The following is a 23,448-nucleotide window of genomic DNA, read 5'->3' on the forward strand; positions in this document are numbered from 1 at the left end:
CTGCTTACCCCAGATAGGGGTAGAGCGGGAAGCGCTCGGTGAGTGCGATCACCTTGTCCTTCACAGCCTGTTCGACCTGGGCGTTGCCCTCATCCGAGTTCGCTGCCTTGAGACCGTCGAGCACCTCGGCGATCAACTGGCCGATCTCGCGGAACTCCGCGGTGCCGAAGCCACGCGTCGTGCCGGCCGGCGTGCCAAGACGAATGCCCGATGTCACGAACGGCTTTTCGGGATCGAACGGGATGCCGTTCTTGTTGCAGGTGATGTTGGCACGGCCAAGGGCAGCCTCTGCGCGCTTGCCGGTGGCGTTCTTCGGGCGCAGGTCAACGAGCATCAAATGGTTGTCGGTGCCGCCCGACACGATGTCGAGGCCGGTTTCCTTGAGGCTCTCGGCCAGCGCACGGGCATTTTCAACCACGTCGCGCGCATAAGTCTTGAAGTCGGGCTTCAGCGCCTCGCCCAGCGCGACAGCTTTTGCGGCGATCACATGCATGAGCGGACCGCCCTGCAGGCCCGGGAACACGGCCGAATTGAACTTTTTCGCCAATGCTTCGTCATTGGTCAGGATCATGCCGCCGCGCGGGCCGCGCAGCGATTTGTGCGTCGTGGTGGTGACCACGTGTGCGTGCGGCAGCGGCGACGGGTGCTGGCCACCGGCCACCAGGCCGGCAATGTGCGCCATGTCGACCATCAGCCAGGCGCCGATCTCGTCAGCAATCTCGCGGAAGCGCTTCCAGTCCCAGACACGTGAATAGGCAGTGCCGCCGGCCAGAATAAGCTTCGGCCTGTGCTCCTTCGCCAAACGCTCAACCTCGTCCATGTCGAGCAGATGATCGTCCTTGCGCACGCCATAGGAGATGGGATTGAACCATTTTCCGGACATGTTGACCGGCGAACCGTGCGTCAGGTGACCGCCCGAATTCAGGTCGAGGCCCATAAAACTGTCGCCCGGCTGCAGAAGCGCCAGGAACACGGCCTGGTTCATCTGCGAGCCGGAATTGGGCTGTACATTGGCAAACTCGCAGCCGAACAGCTTCTTGGCGCGCTCGATGGCCAGCTCTTCGACGATGTCGACATACTGACAACCGCCATAATACCGCTTGCCCGGATAACCTTCCGCATATTTGTTGGTCAGGACCGTGCCCTGCGCTTCCATCACGGCGCGCGAGACGATGTTTTCAGACGCTATCAGCTCGATCTCGTGACGCTGGCGGCCAAGTTCCTTTTGGATTGCGGAGAAGATGTCCTGGTCGCTGTCTTCGAGCGGCCGGGTGAAGAATGCGTCGGTCTCGCTGGAAGCGGCGGCGGTCGCAATTGCCATGGCGGTGTGTTCCCTTCGATGATGGATCAAATGCGGAAGTGGCGCATCTAGCATTTTTCCCCCGGTGTCACCACGCCTGCCGGCGAAAATTTATGCGCCAGAAACGAAACAGCCGCCCGTTTCCGGGCGGCTGCGGCAATTCATCATGCAACGGGTCGTCAGAGTGCCGTCGAAATCTGCAATTCGCTCGCTCCGTCGCGACCGTAGATATCGTCGCGCAGATGCACCGCGCCATCACCCGTCGACCAGGCCGAGATGTAGGTAAAATAGACCGGGACGGGATTGCTGAGCGAAACCCGGACATCCTCGTCGTTCTGGATCGTCTGCTCGATGCGCCGGCGGTCCCAGCCGTCGGTCTCGCGCAGGAGCCAGGTGACGAGATCGCGCACGTTTTGAACACGCACGCAGCCCGACGAATAAAACCGGTCGAGATCGCGGAACAGCCCCTGCTGCGGCGTATCGTGCATATAGACCGCATGCGGGTTCGGGAAATTGATCTTGATCGACGCCATGGCGTTGATCCGGCCCGGATCCTGGCGGAACCGGTATTTGGCCGCGTCGTCCGTCGACCAGTCCACCGTCAGCGGATCCACCTCGCTGCCATCGGGCGCGATCAGGCGGATATTGTTGTCCGTCAGATAGTTCGGGTTCTTGCGCATCAAGGGAATAATGTCCTTGCGGACAATCGAAACCGGCGCGTTCCAGTAGGGATTTATGATGATTTCGTTGATCTTGGAATTCAGGATCGGCGTCTGGCGGTCGACCTTGCCGACGATGGCCGTGTGGCGCAGCATCACGCGGCCATTGTCCACCGCCTCGATTTCGGCGGCGGGAATGTTCACCACCACATAGCGGTCGCCAAGAAAACCCGACATGGAGCGCAGCCGAACGAGATTGGTTTCAAGCTGGCCAAGGCGGATTGCGGCGGGAACGTTGAGAGCGGCGAAAGTATGCCGACCGGTCACACCGTCGGCCGGCAGGCCGTGGCGGGCCTGAAAACGCTTGACGGCCGCATCCACGTAAGAATCAAACGATGGCGACATGCCTGCGCGCTGTGAAAGGTCGCCTGAAATCATCAGCCTGCGACGCAGGATCTCCACGCTGGGGTCGACAACGCCCAGTTCCAGTTTCTTGTCATCTGGCACACGCGGCCAACCGCCCTGCGAGGCGATGCTGGAATATTCCATGATCGCGCGCTCGACATAGGAAACGGTTTCCTGGCTGAAGATCGGAAGGTTGGAAGCCACCTTGCCGCCGCTGCTTGCCCGTGCATCGAACTGGTCGCTCCATGCACCGCGCCGCGGCGAACGGATAATCGCCTCGATCAGGTCCTGGGCGTTGGCGGCTCCGGTCATCGCTGCCGTTGCGGCGGCGCCGGCACCGGTTAGAAACATGCGGCGGTTCGTCTTCATACGCGTATCCGTGCTCTCTTGGCTCGACAGCCCGTCTCATCGAAGGGCTGCATGCAGTGCTACAGGCATACATGCCGCGACTGCGTTAAGAATCCGCGAACCCTGATGAAAATCGGCGCAACACGCACCGCGCGGCCTCCATCAGGCTGCATTCCACCTGATTATGACCTTAACGTGACCAAGCGTCACCCGGTAGGAAAAAACAAATACGTGAAGACCGGCGTCCCGCCACGCCGGCCTTCACTGGCTGCACACCGGCGCGCAGCCAGGTGATCAGGATGAGACTACATGCGGTAGGCGATCGAATCGTTCCAGAAGCGGTCGAGCCGCTGCAGGGCACGGTTCATCTGGCTGAACTCGTCGGGGCTGATGCCACCCACCTGCTCGATGGAGCCGATGTGACGGTTGTAGAGCCCTTCGACCACCTTCGCGACCTGCGCGCCCTTCGGCGTCAGGCTGATACGCACCGAACGACGGTCGACGCGCGAACGCTGGTGGTTGACGAAGCCGAGATCGACCAGCTTCTTGAGATTGTATGAGACGTTGGAGCCGAGATAGTAGCCGCGCGAGCGCAATTCGCCAGCCGTCAGTTCCGTGTCACCGATATTGAAGAGCAGCAATGCCTGGATGGCGTTGATGTCGCTGCGTCCGTTGCGCTCGAACTCATCCTTGATCACGTCGAGCAGGCGACGGTGCAGCCGCTCCACGAGCTGGAGAGATTCAAGATAAAGAGAACGCAGTGCATCTTTGCGTTCATCATTCGAAGCGGCAGGTTTCGCCGCGGGTCGCGAAGTATTCATAACTAAAGCCTCTCGTTTGACGCCGGTGATTTTTGTTTTTTGTCTCACCTTGGCCTGACCCTATCGAATGCTTCTAAAATTCGACTTAAACACTAGGCTTAACAACGCCTTACAAAAGCCGACCCTGTAAATACAGCTAACAGGCAGTAAACCCGCCTTCGGACATTCGATGAAAGATTGAGAGACCGGCATGGGATGCGCCGATGTGCGCAAGGCGTTGCAGGGCTAAGTCCCTAATGGACCGCGCTGCGTTCCTCGCGATAGCGCAGGAAGCGCAGGGCCGCATAGCTGGCGGCAACGAGAAGATGGAATCCAATCAGCAGATAGTTCGACCCGAAGGTATCCTGCAGGAAGCCGTGCATCACCAGCTCCGCGCCCGCGCATAAGCACCAGATCACCGCGCCCCAGGGCGCAACCAGCCAGAGGCCGACTGAAGCAAAGGGATAAATGACAGCCAGTATGACACTGACAACCTGCCACTCCACGGGCATGAGATCGAACCGCCAGAGCGAGCCGGGATATATCCCCAACAGACGCACCCAGTAGAAAAGCCCAATCAGCAGACAAGCCAATGCAACCAGCCTGTGAAGCGCGTGATAGGCACTATCCAGTTGAGAAGGCCTCGCAGAACCGAGACGGGACAGAGCGTCATCATTCACAGCGTCAGGTCTCCACCAGGTAAGGGAGCAAAATAGGCTTCGATGTCTCCTGCGGACAGATCATCGAGCGCATCGGGCTTCCATCTGGGCGTGGTTCCCTTTTCGACCAGCGCGGCGCGGATGCCTTCATAAAAGTCATGTCCCGCCAGCATCCGGTTGAGGATGCGGAACTCCATTCTCATGCATTCGTCCATGGTCAGCATTGCGCCGGCGCGGATCTGCCGGAACGTGACACCGAGACTGGTTGGTGAACGTTTGGCGATCGTTGCGCGGGTCTCGCCGGCCCAGTCATCCTGATCGGCCGCCAGCGATCCGAGAACCTCCGACAGCGTATCGAACGAGAAATGGCGCGCGATCGCATGCAGGACCGCATCATCGATCTGCCGTTCGGCTTCGGCGCCGAATGAGGCAAGCGCGCGATCGATATCATCCGTGCCACACAGCGTTTCGGTCAGCTCCTCCAGGCATTCGGCTTCGACGGCATGTGTTGCCAGCCCTGCGGCCAGGGCGTCGCCATGTCGAATGCGGCTTCCGGTCAGTGCCAGATACATGCCGAAATCCCCCGGCAGACGCGAAAGCAGGAAACTGCCACCGACGTCGGGAAAGAAACCGATCCCGACTTCCGGCATCGCAAACACCGCGTTCTGCGTCATCACGCGATGGGAGCCGTGAAAGGATATTCCGACGCCGCCGCCCATGACGATACCGTCAATCAGCGAAACGTAGGGTTTTGGGAAACGGGCAATAGCCGCATTGAGCCTGTACTCATCGGCGAAAAAATCCGGTCTGGCCTCGCCCTTGAGCCCTGCCCTGTAGACATCGAGAATGTCGCCACCGGCGGAAAAGGCCCTGCCCTCGCCCCGGAGAACAACGAGACGCACATCGTCGTCCGCTTCCCAGGCAAGCAGTGCGCGGTGCAGCGCGTGCACCATGGTGTGATTGATGGCGTTGAGAGATGCGGGCCGCGTGAGGGTCACCAGCCCCGCATGGCCGCGTCGTTCGAACCGAATGTCTTCTCCGCCACCGAAATCGACCTTCACCGCCACCCCCTTGAGACACTTTGCAGACGCTGCCGCCACCCTAGCTGATTATTCGCCGTCTTGGGGTGCGTCAATGCCATCGGAAAGTGCGACCACACAACATCCGTCCCGCCCTTGGTCCGCCCATGGCCACATGCTAGAGAAGCGCGACACTGGAGTCTTTGCCGTGAACAAGTTTTCCCGTACCGTGAACAGGCCCGCAGCCCGCCGCAGCGTTGATGAGATCACCGGCAGTCGGCGTCTGCGCCGCACCCGCAAGTCCGACTGGTCGCGCCGCCTCGTGCGTGAAAACCACCTGCGCGTCGACGACCTGATCTGGCCCGTCTTCCTGATGGAGGGTGAAAATTGCCAGGAACCGATCGACGCGATGCCCGGTGTCATGCGGCTCAGCGTCGATCAGGCCGTGCGGCAGGCCGAGCGCGCAGCACGCCTCGGGATTCCGGCAATTGCGACCTTCCCGAACATTGCCTCTTCCATGCGAGACGAAACCGGCTCGCACAGCCTGGATCCGGACAATCTCATCAACAGGGCAAGCCGCGCCATCAAGGAGGCGGTGCCGGAGATCGGCATCATCACCGATGTGGCACTTGATCCCTTCACCGTCCACGGCCATGACGGCATCCTTCGCGACGGAGAAATCGTCAATGACGAGACCGTCATGCAGATCGCTGCCGCAGCCGTGAGACAGGCCGAAGCCGGCTCCGACATCATAGCGCCTTCCGACATGATGGATGGGCGTATCGGCGCCATTCGCGACGCCCTTGATCAAAGCGGCTTTCATGACGTCGCGATCATGTCCTATGCCACCAAATTCGCGTCGGCGTTCTATGGTCCCTATCGCGAAGCGATCGGCACAGGCGATCGGCTGAAGGGAGACAAGAAGACCTATTACATCGACCCGGCCAACGCGGATGAGGCGCTGCGCGAGGCAGAGCAGGACATTCTGGAAGGTGCGGACATGCTGATGGTGAAGCCCGGCCTCCCCTATCTCGACATCGTTCACCGCATCAGGGACACCTATGCATTGCCCACCTTCGCGTATCAGGTGTCGGGCGAGTACGCGATGATCAAGGCGGCAGATGCCAATGGCTGGATCGATGGCGAAAAAGCCATGATCGAGAGCCTTCTGGCCTTCAAACGCGCTGGATGTGACGGGATTCTCACCTATTTTGCGCTCGAAATGGCCGAATTGCTCTGAATCTGCGGCAACTGCGCTTGAAGCAGGGAACAGGCTCCCCATCTCTTTCTCGAACAGCACATGCGAGGATGATTGATGGCAACCCGGCCCCTTGATGGTGAAATTCTGGATGTCGCAAAGCGTGATGATTACGATTTGCGTGGCGTCCGCACGCGTCGCGTGTTCGCCTTCTGCATCGACTACCTGCTGATCGCCCTGATGATGATCCCGGTTGCGATCATTGTGGCGCTGCTCGGCGTAATGACACTGGGGCTGGGCTGGCTGCTCTTCGGCATTCTGGCGCCACTGACCGCCCTGCTCTATGTGGCCATGACACTGGGTGGTCGCAGCCAGGCAACGCTCGGGATGCAGTTCATGGGCATTCGTCTTGTGCGTCTCGACGGTCAGTCCACCGATCCGCTTCTTGCCGTGGTGCACACGGTTCTGTTCTGGGCGGGAAACACGATCCTCACGCCACTGATCCTGCTTGCCAGCCTGTTCCTCGATTACAAAAGAACCGTTCACGATCTGCTTTTGGGAACGGTGGTGGTCCGCAGCGACCAGGTTTGATTTCCTCGCATAAATTGCATTATTCAAACAAGAATAAACCTTAGGTTTATGAATTCACACTATCGCTCTACCATTGAGTGCTTTCGGGCACCAAAATGATATTGCGAGTGATTTTCATGACCGAAACATTGGAAACGACAATTCCCTTCAAGGCGCGCCCTGCCGACCGGGCGCCCGAGATACTTCTCAGACAGGGCCATGGGCTCCATCTTCAGCGTGTGCTGGCGTTTACCGTCGACTACAGCCTCTACATCACCGTTGCGTTCGCACTTTCCGTGTTTGCGACCATGCTGATCGAATCGCTCTCATGGTGGTGGGTCGCACCTGAACACGCATTCGGCGACCTTCCCGCACGTCTTGGCGAGACACCGTACGTTCTCTCAAAAAGCCTTGCCGCGCTGGTGACCCTCGCGCTGGCGATCGCCTATACGGCGCTCACACTGGGTGGACGCTATCAGGCCACGTTGGGCATGCGCCTGTTTCGTCTGCGCCTGGAGCGGCTCGACAGCGTCGAGATCACCCCGCGCTACGCGGTTGCCCACACGCTCTTGTTTCTTGCCACCACGGCAATGTTCACACCGTTGGTTCTGCTGGCTCCGCTCGTTCTGGCCAACAGGCAGATGCTGCATGACCGGCTTCTCGATACCCTCATGCTGCGAACCGGCTGACTGCGACAGCGTTTCGCAAACCAGGAAATGGCGTTGCGCGCTTCACAAAAGAAGAGCTTTCCCTTGCGCTTCTTTTCCTGGGGGCGAGCAAATCCATGCTTGCGGGCTGGCGGTGCGTGCTTATTCTCGACGTTCACCTGTGGGGGTGCTCATTCCCCCGAAAGGCATGTCCTGAACTGCGGGAGCTGAATGACCGATTTTCATCTCTGGGCAACCTATGGGATCATCCTCGTAACAGTCGCTGCCTATGTCAGCGAGCGGTTCACGCTGGAAATCGTCGCTCTTGGCAGTCTGGTTGCGTTCCTGGCGCTGTTTGCCTTTTTTCCCCATGAAGGCGCGCACGGTGGGTTGCAGCCCGAAGAGCTTCTCTCGGGCTTTGCCAACCCTGCCCTCGCGACGGTCCTTGCCCTTCTGATCGTCGGTCAGGGCCTTTTCGCCACCGACGCACTCGACAAGCCTGCGCGCATACTCGCAAAATCGGCTGGCAGCTCCAGCACCCGCACCATCATCATAACGCTGATCACTGCTGCGGTGCTGAGCGCGGTGCTCAACAACACGCCTGTGGTGGTGATTTTCATTCCCGTCCTGATCGTGTTTGCCGCACAGCGCAATTTCGCTGTTTCCAAGGCACTGATGCCGCTTTCCTTCATGACCATACTTGGTGGCATGACCACGCTGATCGGCTCCTCCACCAACCTTCTGGTTGCCGGTGTTGCCGGGAAGGCAGGCCTGTCCATCGGTTTTTTCGACCTCACCATGCCCGGCTTCCTGCTGGCCGCCGCCGGAGCACTCTACGTCTTTTTCGTCATGCCCCGGATCCTGCGCGATTCAAGCAGTGAGAAGACCTTCCGGCAGATGCAGTCGGGGACCCAGTTCATCGGAGAGATCCGCATCGTGCCGGACCATCCCTTCATCGGCAAGGAATCGAAGGCCGGTCTCTTTCAGGGCCTCGGCGACCTCACCCCACGTCTCATCATCCGTCGCGGCATGAGCTTTCATCCACCCTTTGAGAATGTCGTCCTGTCGGAAGGCGACCGGCTCATGGTCACGGCCACACGCCGCGCGTTCACACAGGCGCTTTCGCACGGTGCGGCAGGGCATATCGCAGATTCAGAGACGGAGTCGGCTGCCGTTGGTCCTGATTACCATATCGCCGAAGCCGTTATCCCTCCCGGGTCGCGCCACGCAGGCCGCACCATCCGCAATGCCGGGATCGAGACCGAGCACAGCGTTCACATGCTGGGCGTACAGCGCAAAAGCCGGATGGGCCGCACGCCCGTCTCCGATATCCGGCTCGAACCTGGCGATACGATTCTCGTGGGCGGCACCGACCGTGCACTCGAGGACCTGCGCGAAAGTCACGATCTTCTTGTTCTGGAGTGGTCGGCCGAACCGGTTCCCCAGCGCCGCAAGGCGTGGATCGCATTTGTCATCTTCGCCGGCATCGTCGCCACCGCAGCGCTCGACATCGCTCCCATTGTTGCCACAGCCATTGCCGGCGCCTTTGCCATGATCGCGACGGGCTGCCTCACCCTGGCCCAGGCTGGCCGAGCCTTCGACCGGCAGATTTTTCTGCTGGTGGGCTCGGCCATTGCCGCCGCCACGGCGCTGGAGCGCACCGGCGGCGCGCAGCTCATCGCAGACGGGGCGGTCGCCGCCCTTGAAGGCCAGGCCCCGGCGATCATTCTGTCGGGCTATTTCGCCGTTGTCGCGGTGCTCACCAATTTTCTGTCCAACAATGCCACGGCGGTTCTGTTCACGCCCATCGGGCTGGGCATTGCCGCGGCCATCGGCGCGCCCCCGGAGGCTTTTGTCGCCGCCACGATATTCGCGGCCAACTGCTCCTTCGCCACGCCCATCGGCTATCAGACCAACCTTATGGTCATGGGCCCCGGACATTATTCCTTCCGCGATTTCATGAAGGCTGGCATGCCTCTGGTAGCGATAATTTGGTTGACGTTTTCGTTTGTCGGGCCATGGTATTATGGGCTTTAGGGTCAGAATTCAGAAACAGGAGTGACGCCCCGCCGACATGACGCACCAGCCGCCCCAATCGCCGCAGTTCTTTCTGACCGCCCCATCGCCCTGCCCCTATCTGGAGGGGCAGTACGAGCGCAAGGTTTTCACGCATCTCGTTGGTGACAAGGCACCGGAGCTCAACGACCTGCTCACACAGGGCGGTTTTCGGCGCTCTCAGAACATCGCCTATCGTCCCGCCTGCGAGACCTGCCGTGCCTGCGTTTCGGTTCGAATCCTGGCACAGGAATTCCAGCCCACCAGAAACATGAAGCGCATTTTCAGGCAGAATGCGGACTTGATCGGAACAGCGCTTCCTGCACAGCCCTCCACTGAACAGTACACGCTGTTCCGCTCCTATCTGGACGCCCGCCACAAAAAGGGTGGCATGTCGGACATGACCGTTCTCGACTATGCGATGATGGTTGAAGATACCCATGTCGGCACACAGGTGATCGAGTATCGCCGCCGCGGTCCCGACAGTTTCATCACCGGAAAGGGCGAAGGCGAGTTGATGGCCGTTGCGCTCACCGACATGATGAGCGACGGGCTTTCCATGGTCTATTCCTTCTTCAACCCGGAGCTTACCGATCGTTCGCTCGGCACCTTCATGATCCTCGACCATATCAACCGCGCGGTGGCGGCCGGTCTGCCGCATGTCTATCTGGGTTACTGGGTCAATGGCTCGCGTAAAATGGCCTATAAGGTGCGCTTCAAGCCGCAGGAGCATCTGGGGCCGCAGGGGTGGGAACGCGTTGACTGAGCGAGCGATGCAGGACCGGATCTATCCCCTTGCATCTTTCACCACGTCGCTGAAGGGTCTTCCATGTCCACTCCCTCGCCGTCTTCCCACGCCAAGGGTCTTGCGCTCACAGCCTTTGGGGGCATGGCGCTGACCATCGACATACCGCTGATCCGTTTGGCGGACGGCGATCCATGGCCGATCCTGATGGTACGGAGTGCGTTGACGGCCGGGGTGGCACTCGTCGTCTGGTTCGTCTGGCGGTTGTTCTCGCGCAATGTACCACCGCTTGTCCCGGGCCGCGTTGGGCTGGTGGTCGCCGCTCTCTATGCCCTTTCGGCGCTCTGCTTCATCACCGCCGTCTACAACACCTCGACCGCCAACCTGGTGTTCATCCTCGCCTTCAATTCGATGTTCGCCGCCGTTCTTTCATGGCTTTTTCTCAAGGAAAGACCCAAACCCGCCACGCTCGCCGCCATGGGGGTGATGCTCATTGGTGTGTTGATCATTGTTGGCGGAGGCATCGGCGCCGGCAATCTGTTTGGTGATGTAATGGCACTCACTGCCGCGTTTCTGCTCGCCACTGCGATCACCATCTCCCGCGGCAGCGGTCGCGACATGGGATTTGCCGCGCTGGTGGCCGTGGCGCTTCCCTGCGTGGTTGCAGCGATCATGACCGCCAGAACCGGCTATCGCATCGAGGCCCCCTGGTGGATCATCCTGAACGGTGCGGTCATCATGCCGATTTCGTTCTTCTGCCTGTCCAACGGCCCCAAATACATTTCAGGCCCCGAAGTTGCGATGTTCTACCTTCTGGAAACGGTGCTGGCGCCGGTCTGGGTGTGGCTCATCTTCTCCGAGGTGCCAGGCCGTGCCACCCTGATCGGGGGCACGATCATCATCGTCACGCTGGTCGCCCACTCGCTGTGGCAACTGCACTCGGCCCGCAGGCGGCGACTGGCGCAAGGCGTGGTGCGCCACCCGCTGTGAGGGCTGAAGGACGAGCGCCCTTTATTTCTTCTTCATCGCCTGAGCCAGCGCTGCAGCGAGCGCGCCCTGCGGTTCGCCACCGCGGCCGCCCGGCTTGCCACCAGCATTGCGTGGCATTGCGGGACGGGCGGGCTTGCCCTGATCGCGCGATCGACCGGCGCCGGTTCCGCCGCCCGCCCCGGCTCCACCGGCATCCCTGCGCATGGATAGGCTGATGCGCTTGCGCTTGATGTCCACCTCAAGCACGCGCACCTTCACCACATCGCCGGCCTTCACCACCTCATGCGCATCCTTCACGAAGCGGTCGGCAAGCTGCGAGACATGCACCAGCCCGTCCTGATGAACGCCAATGTCGACGAAGGCACCGAAGGCGGCGACATTGGTCACCGTGCCCTCGAGGCTCATGCCGGGCTTCAAATCCTTAATGTCGTCGATCCCCTCGGCAAAGGTCGCGGTGCGGAAGGCCGGGCGCGGGTCGCGGCCCGGTTTCTCAAGCTCGGCGATGATGTCACGCACCGTCGGCAGGCCGAAACGCTCATCCACGAAGACGCGCGGATCGAGCGCCTTCAGCGCCCCGGCATCGCCCATCAGCGAACGCACATCGCGCCCGCAGGACGAAACGATCTTGCGCGCCACGCCATAGGCTTCGGGATGGACGGAGGAAGCGTCGAGCGGCTCGGTGCCGTTCTGAATGCGCAGGAAGCCCGCGCATTGCTCGAATGTGCGCTGGCCAAGCCGCGCCACTTCCAGAAGCTGCTTGCGGCTTGAAAAGGCGCCATGGACATTGCGATGTGCGACAATCGCCTCTGCAATCGATTCCCCGAGGCCTGAGACGCGCGCCAGAAGCGATTTCGACGCCGTGTTCAGATCGACCCCCACCGCGTTCACCGCATCTTCCACCACCGCATCGAGCGCCTTTGCCAGACGATACTGGTCCACATCGTGCTGATACTGGCCGACGCCGATGGATTTGGGCTCGATCTTCACCAGTTCGGCAAGCGGGTCCTGCAGGCGGCGGGCGATCGAGACCGCCCCGCGCAGCGACACGTCGAGATCGGGGAATTCGGCTGCCGCCGTGGGGGATGCCGAATAAACCGAAGCACCCGCCTCCGACACCACCACCTTGAGCGGTTTGGGCGCCGGCATGTCGGAGAGCATGTCGGCCACCATCTTTTCCGTCTCGCGGCTGGCGGTGCCATTGCCGATGGCAATGAGTTCCACACCATGTTTTCGCACGAGCGCCGAGAGCGCCGCCTGGCTGCCGCGCAGGTCGTTGCGCGGTGGGAAGGGATAGACCGTTGCCGTGTCCAGCAGCTTGCCGGTGCCATCCACCACCGCGACCTTGACGCCGGTGCGGATGCCCGGATCGAGCCCCATCGTTGCGCGGGTCCCGGCGGGGGCCGCCAGGAGCAGATCCTTCAGATTGCGGGCAAAGACATTGATCGCCTCTTCCTCGGCCCGCTCGCGCAGATCACGCATCAGATCGAGGCTCAGATGCAGGTAGAGCTTGACGCGCCATGTCCAGCCGGCAACCTCCATCAGCCATTGATCGCCCGGCAACGTTCCACCGATTTCATAGGCTGCCGCAATCATGCGCACGGCCGGTTTCAGCGGGCTGGTATCGTCGGCATCCACTTCCAGATCGAGCGCCAGCACGTCCTCATTGCGCCCGCGCAGCATGGCAAGCGCGCGGTGGCTCGGCACGCCTGCCCAGCGCTCTGAATGGTCGAAATAGTCGGAAAACTTGGCGCCCGCCTCTTCCTTGCCTTCGACAACGCGCGAACGCAGCACAGCGCGCTCCTTCATGTGGTTGCGCAACTGCCCCACGAGATCGGCGTTTTCCGCAAACTGCTCAGCCAGAATGTCGCGCGCGCCCTCAAGTGCCGCCTTTTCATCCGGCACCTCTTCGCCCAGATAGTCCTTCGCGAGGTCTGCCGGCACCTTTGCGCGGTCCGCCAGAATGGCCTCGGCAAGCGGCCCCAGCCCGCGCTCGCGCGCGATCTGTGCCTTGGTGCGCCTTTTGGGCTTGTAGGGTAGGTAGATGTCTTCGAGCTCTGCCTTGGTGGCGGCCTGGGCGATCTTGGTTTCCAGTTCCGGCGTCAGCTTGCCCTGCTCACGGATCGACCCGACGATCGTCTCACGACGCTGATCGAGTTCACGCAGATAGGAAAGCCGCTCGGAGAGCCTGCGCAACTGCGTGTCGTCGAGCCCGCCGGTCACCTCCTTGCGGTAACGGGCGATGAAGGGGACGGTTGCCCCCTCGTCCAGAAGCCCTATCGCGGCCTCGGCCTGCTCCGGGCGGGCGCTGATTTCGGCGGCAATGAGGGTGGCTATGCGTTTGGCGTTCGCGGACATGGAATTCCCTGAATCGATTGGTGCCGGCAAGATAGTGCCAATCGCAGCAGGCTGCCGCTCACAAGAGAGGCTTTTCCACAATCGCGGACGTGAAGGGGCAAGGTGCGCTGAGAGGGAGTGCGTCCTTCGACAAGCTCAGGATGAGGAGGGATGGAGCTCGACCTCTCGGAAAAGAAGGAAGAGCTCGACTTCTCTGACCGAGGGAGGAAGTGCTCGCAACGTCCACCTTGATGGCGCGCTCCATCCTCCCTCATCCTGAGCCTGTCGAAGGACGCAACAGCCGCGCCCCTCGCCTGCGCCATGCGCTCACATCCCTCATCCTGAGCCTGTCGAAGGACGCACGAAGCCCATGCCGGCGATCATACCGGCGCGCACCTCAACGCGGAGCGAGGTCGGAAATCAGGCCGTTCACCACCTCCGCCATCAGCATGGAGGCGGCAAAATCAAACTCGTTGATAGCGACAAACACGCCCACCCCACGTGTGGGAGCAAAGGCGTGATAGACGAACATGCCCTGCCGGCCGCCCGCCTTCTGCAGGATCAAAGGCCGGTCTCCCTCCGGCTGCATCACAACCCAGCCGAGCCCCATCGCATCCATATGGCCGGATTCATCAAACCCATAGGTAGGATCCAGCGCGTCGCGCTGCACATAGGAGGCATGGTTGAGCATTCGCATCTCCGCCATGTCCGGTGAAAACCGGTCGAGATGCCACTCAAGCCATTTGAGCATGTCGTTGGTGGTCGTGTAGAGACCGCTGGCCCCGGCCATGACCGGCGTGTTGGGCGCATCCGGCAAGGGCGAACCATCGAAATTGTGCCCCTGCATCAGGCGATCGCGATCGGGCCGCGTCGGGCGCCAGCGTGGTGTCCATCAGCCCCAGTGGTTCGAGAACACGCTCGGCAAGCAGCTCGGCATAGGGCTTTCCGGCGGCAGAGCCGAGAGCGACAGCCAGCATGTCGAACCCGAAATTGGAATAGAGCCCGCCCGTGCCGACGGGGAAAAGCTGAGCACCTTCCGCAAGCGCCTTCGAATAGGCTTCCTTCGTCACGGTCGAGAACGGGTCGTTGTCCGGGCCGCGCTCCACATCCACTTCCCGGGGCAGGCCCGAAGTGTGTGTTGCCAGATCGATCAGGCGGATGGGTTTGTCATCGACAACGGGTATGTCCACGTCCCAGCCCAGCCGATCCTGCAGTCGATCGGTAAAATTGACCGTCCCGTCGGCCACGAGGCTTGCAAGAACCGCACCGGTAAACACCTTGCTGATCGAGCCGACCCGCATCAGCGTGTCGCCATTGGGCTCCTTGCCATTGCCCTTGGCAGTTTCACCAAAGCCGAAGACGGCGGTTTCACCATCCCGCACGGCACCGATGATGAGGCCTGGAACATCCGTCTGCAGATAAAGAATCTGCCCGGAAAAGGACACCGTCTCCTCAAGCAGGCTGTCTTGCGATACGGCAGGCTGCGCAAGCCCCAGCAGTCCGATAAGCGCCAAAGCGGCCGCGGCAGGTTTCGTTCCGTTCATCCAGTGCAGCATGCTACCCCTCCTCTGTCTGCACGATTTCCTTAAGACCCCGCCCCGGTCCTCATCCGAATTTGCCGGTGCGCGGAAATCCTTTCGGCGCCATACGGCCGGCGGCCGCGCGGTTGCCCATCCATTCGGTGAGTTCCTCGCGCGTCTTGACGAAGGTCCGGTCGGCCGAATCCTTCCACGAAAGCCCCTCCTCCATGGCAAATGTCTTGATGTCGGAAACGCCGCCATCCTTGTAGCGCTGGAGGCGCACGCCCTTGCCACGGGTCATCTCCGGCACTTCAGAGAGCGGGAAGACAAGCAGCTTGCGGTTCTGACCCACCACGGCCACATGATCACCCGAAACCGGCAGGCAGAGCTTGGCCTCGTCCGGTGCCTTCACGTTCATCACCTGCTTGCCCTTGCGGGTGTTGGCGACGATCTCCTTCTCGGCCACGACAAAGCCGTTACCGGCGTGGGAGACAACCAGAAGCTTCCGTTCGGGATCATGCGCAAAGGCTGTCACGATGGCCTGATCATTGTCCATGTCGACCATGATGCGCACCGGCTCGCCATGACCGCGACCGCCGGGAAGACGGTCTGCGCCGATGGTGAAGACCTTGCCGCCCGTCGTGAAGAGCAGGATCTTGTCGGTCGTCTGGGCATGGAAAGCGATCTTGAGGCTGTCGCCCTCCTTGAAGGACAGAGACGAGAAATCCGCCAGATGCCCCTTCATGGCGCGCAGCCAGCCCTTTTCGGACAGAACCACGGTGATCGGCTCGCGCTCGATCAGCGCCTCGTGCACCTCTTCCAGATCGTGCTCCGGCGCTTCGGCGAAGGTGGTGCGGCGCTTGCCCAGACCCGGGTTCTTCTCCGGATCGAAGGTCTGGCGCACCTTGGCCACTTCCCAGCGCACCGTCTTCCACTGGCGTGACGTGGAGGCAAGCAGTGCCTCGATGCCTTCCTTCTCTTCGGAAAGCTTCTCGAACTCCTTGCGGATCTCGAATTCCTCAAGCTTGCGCAGGGCGCGCAGGCGCATGTTGAGGATCGCCTCGGCCTGCGTGTCCGTCAGTTCGAAACGCGCGATCATCACCTTCTTGGGCTCATCCTCCTCGCGGATGATGCGGATGACCTCGTCGATGTTGAGATAGGCGACCAGATAGCCGGCGAGAATCTCCAGCCGGCGCTCGATCTCGGCGAGCCTGTGGCGCGAGCGCCGCAGAAGCACTTCGCGGCGGTGGTCGAGCCATTCGCGCAGCACCTGTTTGAGCGAGAGCACGCCCGGCACCTTGCCGCGTGAAAGCACGTTCATGTTGAGCGGAAAGCGGCTTTCCAGATCGGTCAGCTTGAACACCGATTCCATCAGGAGTTCCGGCGCAACGGTCCGGCTTCTGGGAACCAGAACGATGCGGATGTCTTCCGCGCTTTCGTCGCGAATGTCTTCCAGCAGCGGCAGCCGGCGCGAGATGATGAGTTCGGCGATCTTTTCGATCAGGCGGGATTTCTGCACACCATAGGGGATCTCCGTGACCACGGCCGTCCACATGCCGCGCCCCTGGTCCTCCTTGTGCCAGCGCGCCCGCACGCGGAACCCGCCGCGACCGGTCGCATAGGCTTCGCGGATCGAGGCCTGATCCTCGACGATGATGCCGCCGGTCGGAAAATCCGGCCCCTTGACGAATTCGAGAAGCCGTTCGGGATCGACATCCGGCTCGTCAATCACGGCCAGCGCCGCATCGCAGACCTCGGCCGCATTGTGTGGCGGGATCGAGGTGGCCATGCCCACGGCAATGCCCGACGAACCGTTGCACAGAAGATTGGGGAACGCGCCGGGGAGCACGGTCGGCTCCTCGTCTTCCTCATTGTAGGTCAGGCGGAAATCGACGGCATCCTCGGTGATGCCAGTCAGGATTTCCGAAGCGACCTCGGTCATGCGCGCTTCGGTGTAGCGCATGGCGGCCGCGTTATCGCCGTCGATATTGCCGAAATTGCCCTGCCCGTCGACCAGCGGATAGCGCATGGCAAAGGGTTGCGCCAGGCGCACCAGCGCGTCGTAGATCGACTGGTCGCCATGCGGGTGGAATTTGCCCATCACGTCGCCGACGATGCGGGCGCATTTGGCAAAGCCCTGATCGGGATTGAGCCGCAGAAGCCGCATCGTGTGGACAATGCGCCGATGCACGGGCTTCAGCCCGTCACGCACATCCGGAAGCGCGCGATGCATGATCGTCGACAGCGCATAGGCGAGATAGCGCTCTTCAAGCGCCTTTTTCAGATCGACCGGTTCGACGGCATCACCGCCGTCGCCACCGGGCGGAAGCAAATCTTTTCCCATGGTTTTGGGTTAGACCAGCCGGTGATTCGCGGCAAGGGGGCTGGTGAATGGTGAATGGTGAATGGTGAATGGTGAATGGTGAATGGTGAATGGTGAATGGTGAAAATATCCCGTGAGGTCCACATGACCCGCAAGGCATTTTATCTATTTACTATTCACTATTCACTATTCACCATTCACTCTCTTCACCATTCACTCTCTTCACCGCGTCACCTGCGCCAGAAATCGCTCGATCGTCAATGTCGCCGGATCGCCCGGTTCGCCCAGCTTGCGGGCGATGGAGCCATGGGTGTAGCGACCGCCATCGAAAACCGCCGAACGCGCGCCGCGCGCCCTCAGGAGATTGGAATAGCCATTGGTCAACGCCTTGCGGCGCGCGCCATTGGAGCCCGAATGCAGGAAGAGATGCGGCGGGAAGCCCGCCCCGCGCCGCGCATAGGTGACGGGCGACCAGCGCACCCAGTCGCTCGGGTTGGTGCCAAAAGCGTTGATATAGGGATAGCCGAGAGAACCGCGCATCCCCGCATAGGCGACCATGTCATAGGCCTGCACGTCGTTGGGAATGACCCCGCGCACGGAGCCCGCAACATTGCGGGCAGCTGCCATGGCCACCAGATGCGCACCGGCAGAATGGCCCATCAACACGATGCGCGAGGGGTCGCCGCCATAGCGTGAAATGTTGGAACGCACCCAGCCGATGGCCGCCGCGAGATCGCTTACCTGACCGTCAATCGTGGTTTGCGGCACTTTCCGGTAGTCGATCGCGACGAGCATGTAACCGCGCGATGTCAGCCATTCGGGCAGCGAATAAACCTTCTTGCGCGTCCCTTTCACCCAACCGCCACCATGGGCATAGATGACCACGGGGACTTTGCGTCTGCCAAACGAAAACAGGTTCATGCGCGCCACACCCGCCTGTGCCGTCCTGCCCGGGCGATCGGGCGCGTGAATGTCCAGTTTCAGTCCGCCACGGTAGGTGATCCCCTCATGGAGTTCCACCGCCTGAGCGGCAAACGAGAACAGGATGATCAGAAGAAGGCCCGCCCCCAGTTTCCCAATTGCCCGCATTCCCTGCCTCTCCCGCGATTTCCTTAATCAAGCATGCACCACTCGTCGCCTGCGAAATTGACACAGGATTGGTGTCGGGTCATCCTCCCACCGCAATTTCCGACGATCAAGCCGTTGGATGACTGTTACCTTACGCAATTTCAAGGAAATTCCCATGCTCAGCCACGTGACCAAGCTGAAGTCCCTTTCGCTCGCAGCCCTGCTCTCGGCAACGGCGCTGCAGCCCGCCTGGGCATGGGAGGCGGAAGAGGTCGCCGCCCGGTACCAGTTTCTGCTTGGCCAGCAGGGCCTGACGGCAGAGTGGAGCGGTGTGCGCCGGGATGGCGATTCAGTCGTTCTGGAAAATGCTTCGTTCGGAGTTGTCGATATCGATGAAAAAATCGATCTCGGCGACTTTCTGCTTCAGAATGTGAGCGAGACCGACAGCACCTTTGAAATCGGTCGCATCGCTTTGGACAGTTTCGAGCAGACCAGGGAGGATTTCGAAGTCAAGCTGACCGGCCTGTCGGTGGAAGGCCTCGTTCTGCCGAAAGAAGGTGAGGACATGCCCTATGGCGGCATGATGCAATATCGGCATTTGTCGCTGGATAAAGTCCAGGTCAACAAGTCTGAGACACCTGTTTTCACGCTAGACACGCTCAGGGCCGACACAACGCTTGGCAGCGGCGGTGACAAGGTCTCCTTTACGGGAGCGGCCGAGCGCTTCTGGATCGATGTCGCTACACTTGCCGAAAGCGAGGAAGCGCGCAGCCAGTTGCGTGAATACAATTACGAAGAACTGTCCGGTCGTGTCGACATGGACGGCAGCTGGACCCTGGATGACGGACGCCTGAAGATCACGCGCTACGACGCCAAGATCGACAATGCGGGAACCCTGGCATTTGCCGTCGATGTCAGCGGGTATACGCCAGAATTCATCCAGACGCTGCAGGACATGCAGAAGACGATGGCCTCCGGGTCAGAAAAACAGAAGCAGGCCCAGAGCCTTGCCATGCTCGGCCTGATGCAACAGCTCAATCTGCATGGAATGTCGATCCGTTTCACCGATGCTTCACTCACCGGAAAGCTGATCGCCTATGTGGCCGACAAGCAGGGTATCAAGCCACAGGATGTGGCCCATCAGGCAAAGGCCATCGTGCCCTTGCTGGTTGGGCAGTATCTGGGCCCGGATCTCACCCAAAGCCTTTCGCGGGCCCTCAACACCTATATCGACAATCCGCGCAATCTCACCATCAGCGTGGAGCCCGAGGACCCGATGCCCTTTGCTGTCATCTTCGGCACCGCCATGGGCTCTCCGGACGCTCTGGCCGAGGAGGTCGGGCTCACCATTTCAGCGAATGACTGAGTCGTGAATAGTGAATAGTGAATAGTGAATAGTGAATAGTGAATAGTGAATAGTGAAAAGGGGTCGCAGGCTGTGTAAGCCTGCAACCCCTTTCTTATTGCGACCAGCTATTCGCTACTCGCTACTCACTATTCGCTCACTCAGTCCTTCTTCACCGGCGCCAGACGCAGGTTCAGCTCGCGCAGCTGTGCCGGGCTCGCCTCCGAAGGCGCGCCCATCAGAAGGTCCTGAGCCTGCTGGTTCATCGGGAACATGGTGATTTCGCGCAGGTTTTTCGCCCCCAGAAGCAGCATGACGATGCGGTCGATGCCGGCTGCCATGCCGCCATGGGGCGGTGCGCCATACTGGAATGCGCGGTAGAGGCCGCCAAAACGCTCTTCCACGTCCTCTTGCGTGAAGCCGACCTTCTCGAAGGCCTTGACCATCACTTCGGGAAGATGGTTGCGGATGCCGCCCGATGCGATTTCGAAGCCATTGCAGACAAGGTCATACTGCCATGCCTTGAGTGACAGCGGGTCCTCGCTTTCAAGCCCTTCCAGACCGCCCTGCGGCATGGTGAACGGGTTGTGGCCGAAATCGATCTTCTTTTCGTCTTCGTTCCACTCGTAGAAGGGGAAGTCGACAATCCAGGCGAGCTTGAACTGGTCGCGGTCGACGAGGTCAAGCTCCTCGCCGGCCCGCGTGCGCGCGGCACCGGCAAAAGCGGCGAATTTCTTGGGATCGCCAGCAACGAAGAAACAGGCATCGCCGTCTTCAAGACCAAGCTGGGTGCGGATCGCCTCCGTGCGCTCCGGGCCAATGTTCTTGGCAATGGGGCCAGCGCCCTCAAGGTTTTCGCCTTCCTTGCGCCAGAAGATATAGCCGAGCCCCGGCTGGCCCTCGCCCTGCGCCCATGAGTTCATGCGGTCGCAGAATGCTCTGGAGCCGCCGGTCTTTGCCGGAATGGCCCACACTTCCGCCTTCTCGTCATTGGCGAGAATGTTGGCAAAAACCTTGAAGCCCGATCCGCGGAAATGCTCGGAAACATCCTCCATCTCGATGGGGTTTCTCAGGTCCGGCTTGTCGGAACCGTATTTGCGCATCGCTTCGGCATGCGGGATACGCGGGAAGACATCCGTCACCGGCTTGCCCTCGGCAAACTTTTCAAAAATGCCACGCATCACCGGTTCCATGGTCTGGAACACGTCTTCCTGCTCGACGAAGCTCATTTCAAGGTCGAGCTGATAGAACTCGCCCGGCAGGCGGTCGGCGCGCGGGTCCTCGTCGCGGAAACAGGGCGCGATCTGGAAATAGCGGTCGAAGCCCGACACCATGATCAACTGCTTGTAGATCTGCGGTGCCTGCGGCAGCGCATAGAACTTGCCCTCGTGAAGACGCGACGGCACCAGGAAGTCGCGCGCACCTTCCGGAGAGGAAGCCGTCAGGATCGGCGTCGAATATTCGGTGAAGCCCGCCTCGACCATGGCGCGGCGCATCTCGGCGATGATCTTCGTGCGTTGCACGATGTTCCTGTGCAGCGTGTCGCGGCGCAGGTCGAGGAAGCGATATTTGAGGCGGATGTCTTCGGGATAGTCCGGCTCGCCAAACACCGGCAACGGCAGTTCCTTCGCCTCCGAAAGCACTTCGATCTCGCGGGCGAAAATCTCCACCTCGCCCGTGGGCAGGTTCTTGTTCACCGTCTCGTCGGTGCGCGCCTTCACCTCGCCGTCGACACGGATCACCCACTCGCCGCGCACGCTTTCGGCGGTCTTGAACGAAGGAGAATCAGGATCGGCCACGATCTGCGTCACGCCGTGATGATCACGCAGGTCGATGAACAGGAGGCCGCCATGGTCGCGCACACGATGCACCCAGCCGGACAGGCGCACATTCGCGCCCACATCGGATTTTCTGAGTTCGGCGCAGGAATGGCTGCGATAGCGATGCATGGTCATATCGTCCGTGTCTTGGAATTTCTGCTCGGGACTGGTCGAAACCGGTCCGGAAGGTCGGCGCGAAAAGCGCATGGGAGGTGCGATTTGTCAAGGTGTGGGGCCGGAAGCGGCCCAATCGGCTCTCCGTTTTCGGCTGGGATCATGGCCATCGCCGGCTGGCACAAGAGAATTGGCACAGCGCAGCCTATAGCTCGTTGGTGAACGGCGCGACCTTCCGCGCCTCCCAGCCCGGGCCTCCCACCATGTCCAGCCTTCGCCCGCTGATTCCGCTACTCCTTGCCGCCGGCATCCTACTGGCAGGCAACGGGCTCCAGGGCACGCTGATCGCGCTGCGCGGCGCGGCGGAAGGGTTTTCCGAAACCACGATCGGCCTGATGGGCAGCGCCTATTTCGCCGGTTTTCTTATCGGCTGCCTTTATGTGCCGCGTCTTTTGCGCGCGGTGGGGCACATCCGGGCCTTCGCGGCGCTTGCAGCTCTGGGTGCCGCCGGCGCGCTGATGCTTGTGCTTTTCGTGGATCCACTTGCCTGGATCGCCGTGCGTTTTCTTTCCGGAATCTGCTTTTCGAGCCTCTTCACCACGATCGAAAGCTGGCTCAACTCGGCTGCGCAAAACACCAACTGCGCCCGTGTGCTGGCCGTCTACCGCATTATCGACATCGCGGCCGTCACCGGCTCGCAATACATGCTGCCGGCGCTTGGCGTTGAAGGGTTCGTCACCTTTGCCGTCATGGCGATGATGATCACCCTGTCGCTGGTGCCCGTTTCCATGACCGACCGTTCCAATCCACGCCCGCCGGCCGAGCTGCGGCTTGACCTCGCCGCCGTCTGGCGCATCTCGCCGCTTGCCGCATTCGGCTGCTTTGCCGTCGGCCTCACCAACAGCGCCTTCCGCATCGTCGGGCCGATCTATGGCCAGTCAATCGGCCTCAGCGTGTCGCAGATCGCCACCTTCATGAATGCGGGCATCATCGGCGGGGCGGTGATGCAATATCCTCTGGGAGCACTCTCCGACCGTCACGACCGCCGCGTCATCCTTCTCGGCACCACCATCGGTGCGCTTGTCTCCGCCCTCATCATCGTGTGGTTTGCCGGCGACAGCCCAAACGCGAACATGCTGCTCGTCTTTCTGTTCGGCGCTTTTGCCATGTCGCTTTATTCATTGTCGGTCGCCCACGCCAACGATCATGCCCAGAAGGATCAGTTCGTGCAGCTTGCCGCCGGCCTTCTGTTTTTCTACTCGCTGGGCGCCATGGTCGGTCCGCTGCTGGCTTCGCTGCTGATGCAGCGTTTCGGACCACACGCGCTCTTCTCCTACACATCCGTGGTCTACGTGGTGCTGATCGGTGTCACGCTCTTCAGGATGAGTGTGCGCCCCTCTGTACCGGCCGCAAGGCGCCGCCGCTTTGCAGCCCTGTTGCGCACATCTCCTGTCTTCATGCGCATGGCACGCCGCAGCCGAAATCACCGATCGGTTGACGACATGTGAGGGCGGCGAAGCGGATTCTTT

Annotated in this window: 19 protein-coding genes; 8 read left to right on the forward strand and 11 right to left on the reverse strand. The window is 61.0% G+C overall.

Annotated elements, in window-relative coordinates:
• Window positions 1–4: 4 nt before the first annotated feature.
• The 5 genes from glyA to AB2N04_RS13845 form a co-directional block, all read right to left on the reverse strand.
• A complete protein-coding gene (glyA, locus tag AB2N04_RS13825) occupies window positions 5–1,321 on the reverse strand; it encodes a serine hydroxymethyltransferase (RefSeq protein ID WP_367714997.1) in 1,317 nt (438 codons plus the stop codon).
• Window positions 1,322–1,479: 158 nt separating this feature from the next.
• Window positions 1,480–2,733, reverse strand: a complete 1,254-nt coding sequence (locus AB2N04_RS13830; protein WP_367714998.1) for a murein L,D-transpeptidase — start codon at window positions 2,731–2,733, stop codon at window positions 1,480–1,482.
• A gap of 284 nt (window positions 2,734–3,017) precedes the next feature.
• On the reverse strand, window positions 3,018–3,533 hold the full coding sequence (locus AB2N04_RS13835) for a MarR family winged helix-turn-helix transcriptional regulator (RefSeq protein ID WP_367714999.1): 516 nt from the start codon (window positions 3,531–3,533) through the stop codon (window positions 3,018–3,020).
• Window positions 3,534–3,766: 233 nt separating this feature from the next.
• Entirely contained in the window at window positions 3,767–4,177 is a 411-nt protein-coding gene (locus AB2N04_RS13840) for a DUF6163 family protein (protein WP_367718818.1), read from the reverse strand.
• An 11-nt stretch (window positions 4,178–4,188) separates the two neighbouring features.
• Window positions 4,189–5,232, reverse strand: a complete 1,044-nt coding sequence (locus AB2N04_RS13845) for an enoyl-CoA hydratase/isomerase family protein (RefSeq protein ID WP_367715000.1) — start codon at window positions 5,230–5,232, stop codon at window positions 4,189–4,191.
• A 166-nt stretch (window positions 5,233–5,398) separates the two neighbouring features.
• Here AB2N04_RS13845 and hemB point away from each other — a divergent pair, with 166 nt between their 5' ends.
• The 6 genes from hemB to AB2N04_RS13875 all read left to right on the forward strand — a co-directional run bounded on the left by hemB (window position 5,399) and on the right by AB2N04_RS13875 (window position 11,395).
• Window positions 5,399–6,430, forward strand: coding sequence for a porphobilinogen synthase (hemB, locus tag AB2N04_RS13850; RefSeq protein WP_367715001.1), 1,032 nt, complete (start codon window positions 5,399–5,401; stop codon window positions 6,428–6,430).
• Window positions 6,431–6,505: 75 nt separating this feature from the next.
• The gene (locus tag AB2N04_RS13855) at window positions 6,506–6,979 is read left to right on the forward strand and encodes an RDD family protein (RefSeq protein ID WP_367715002.1); all 474 of its coding nucleotides are present in this window, start codon (window positions 6,506–6,508) and stop codon (window positions 6,977–6,979) included.
• Window positions 6,980–7,095: 116 nt separating this feature from the next.
• Window positions 7,096–7,647 carry an RDD family protein gene (locus tag AB2N04_RS13860; RefSeq protein WP_367715003.1) on the forward strand — a complete coding sequence of 184 codons (552 nt, stop codon included), beginning with the start codon at window positions 7,096–7,098 and terminating at the stop codon, window positions 7,645–7,647.
• Between the two features lie 189 nt (window positions 7,648–7,836).
• Window positions 7,837–9,642 carry an SLC13 family permease gene (locus tag AB2N04_RS13865; protein WP_367715004.1) on the forward strand — a complete coding sequence of 602 codons (1,806 nt, stop codon included), beginning with the start codon at window positions 7,837–7,839 and terminating at the stop codon, window positions 9,640–9,642.
• Between the two features lie 37 nt (window positions 9,643–9,679).
• Window positions 9,680–10,426, forward strand: coding sequence for an arginyltransferase (locus AB2N04_RS13870; protein WP_367715005.1), 747 nt, complete (start codon window positions 9,680–9,682; stop codon window positions 10,424–10,426).
• 63 nt (window positions 10,427–10,489) lie between these two features.
• Window positions 10,490–11,395, forward strand: coding sequence for a DMT family transporter (locus tag AB2N04_RS13875; RefSeq protein WP_367715006.1), 906 nt, complete (start codon window positions 10,490–10,492; stop codon window positions 11,393–11,395).
• A gap of 21 nt (window positions 11,396–11,416) precedes the next feature.
• On the opposite strand, the gene AB2N04_RS13880 is transcribed toward AB2N04_RS13875, so the two are convergent.
• The 5 genes from AB2N04_RS13880 to AB2N04_RS13900 all read right to left on the reverse strand — a co-directional run bounded on the left by AB2N04_RS13880 (window position 11,417) and on the right by AB2N04_RS13900 (window position 18,661).
• Window positions 11,417–13,750 carry a Tex family protein gene (locus AB2N04_RS13880; RefSeq protein WP_367715007.1) on the reverse strand — a complete coding sequence of 778 codons (2,334 nt, stop codon included), beginning with the start codon at window positions 13,748–13,750 and terminating at the stop codon, window positions 11,417–11,419.
• Between the two features lie 376 nt (window positions 13,751–14,126).
• Window positions 14,127–14,519, reverse strand: a complete 393-nt coding sequence (locus tag AB2N04_RS13885; protein ID WP_367715008.1) for a serine hydrolase — start codon at window positions 14,517–14,519, stop codon at window positions 14,127–14,129.
• Window positions 14,464–15,285 (reverse strand): serine hydrolase, encoded by an 822-nt coding sequence (locus AB2N04_RS13890; protein ID WP_367715009.1) that lies wholly within the window; start codon window positions 15,283–15,285, stop codon window positions 14,464–14,466. The genes AB2N04_RS13885 and AB2N04_RS13890 overlap by 56 nt, the downstream gene beginning before the upstream one ends.
• 49 nt (window positions 15,286–15,334) lie before the next feature.
• Window positions 15,335–17,593 carry a DNA topoisomerase IV subunit A gene (parC, locus tag AB2N04_RS13895; protein WP_367715010.1) on the reverse strand — a complete coding sequence of 753 codons (2,259 nt, stop codon included), beginning with the start codon at window positions 17,591–17,593 and terminating at the stop codon, window positions 15,335–15,337.
• A 201-nt stretch (window positions 17,594–17,794) separates the two neighbouring features.
• Window positions 17,795–18,661, reverse strand: coding sequence for an alpha/beta hydrolase (locus AB2N04_RS13900; protein ID WP_367715011.1), 867 nt, complete (start codon window positions 18,659–18,661; stop codon window positions 17,795–17,797).
• Window positions 18,662–18,815: 154 nt separating this feature from the next.
• On the opposite strand from AB2N04_RS13900, the gene AB2N04_RS13905 reads away from it, so the two are divergent.
• The gene (locus AB2N04_RS13905; RefSeq protein WP_367715012.1) at window positions 18,816–20,006 is read left to right on the forward strand and encodes a hypothetical protein; all 1,191 of its coding nucleotides are present in this window, start codon (window positions 18,816–18,818) and stop codon (window positions 20,004–20,006) included.
• Between the two features lie 140 nt (window positions 20,007–20,146).
• Here AB2N04_RS13905 and aspS read toward each other — a convergent pair whose 3' ends face one another.
• A complete protein-coding gene (gene aspS, locus AB2N04_RS13910) occupies window positions 20,147–21,934 on the reverse strand; it encodes an aspartate--tRNA ligase (RefSeq protein WP_367715013.1) in 1,788 nt (595 codons plus the stop codon).
• A 248-nt stretch (window positions 21,935–22,182) separates the two neighbouring features.
• Between aspS and AB2N04_RS13915 the strand changes: the two genes are divergently transcribed.
• The gene (locus AB2N04_RS13915; protein WP_367715014.1) at window positions 22,183–23,427 is read left to right on the forward strand and encodes an MFS transporter; all 1,245 of its coding nucleotides are present in this window, start codon (window positions 22,183–22,185) and stop codon (window positions 23,425–23,427) included.
• Window positions 23,428–23,448 lie beyond the last annotated feature (21 nt).

It is taken from the genome of Nitratireductor sp. GISD-1A_MAKvit, from assembly GCF_040819555.1.
Classification (GTDB): Bacteria; Pseudomonadota; Alphaproteobacteria; order Rhizobiales; family Rhizobiaceae; genus Nitratireductor.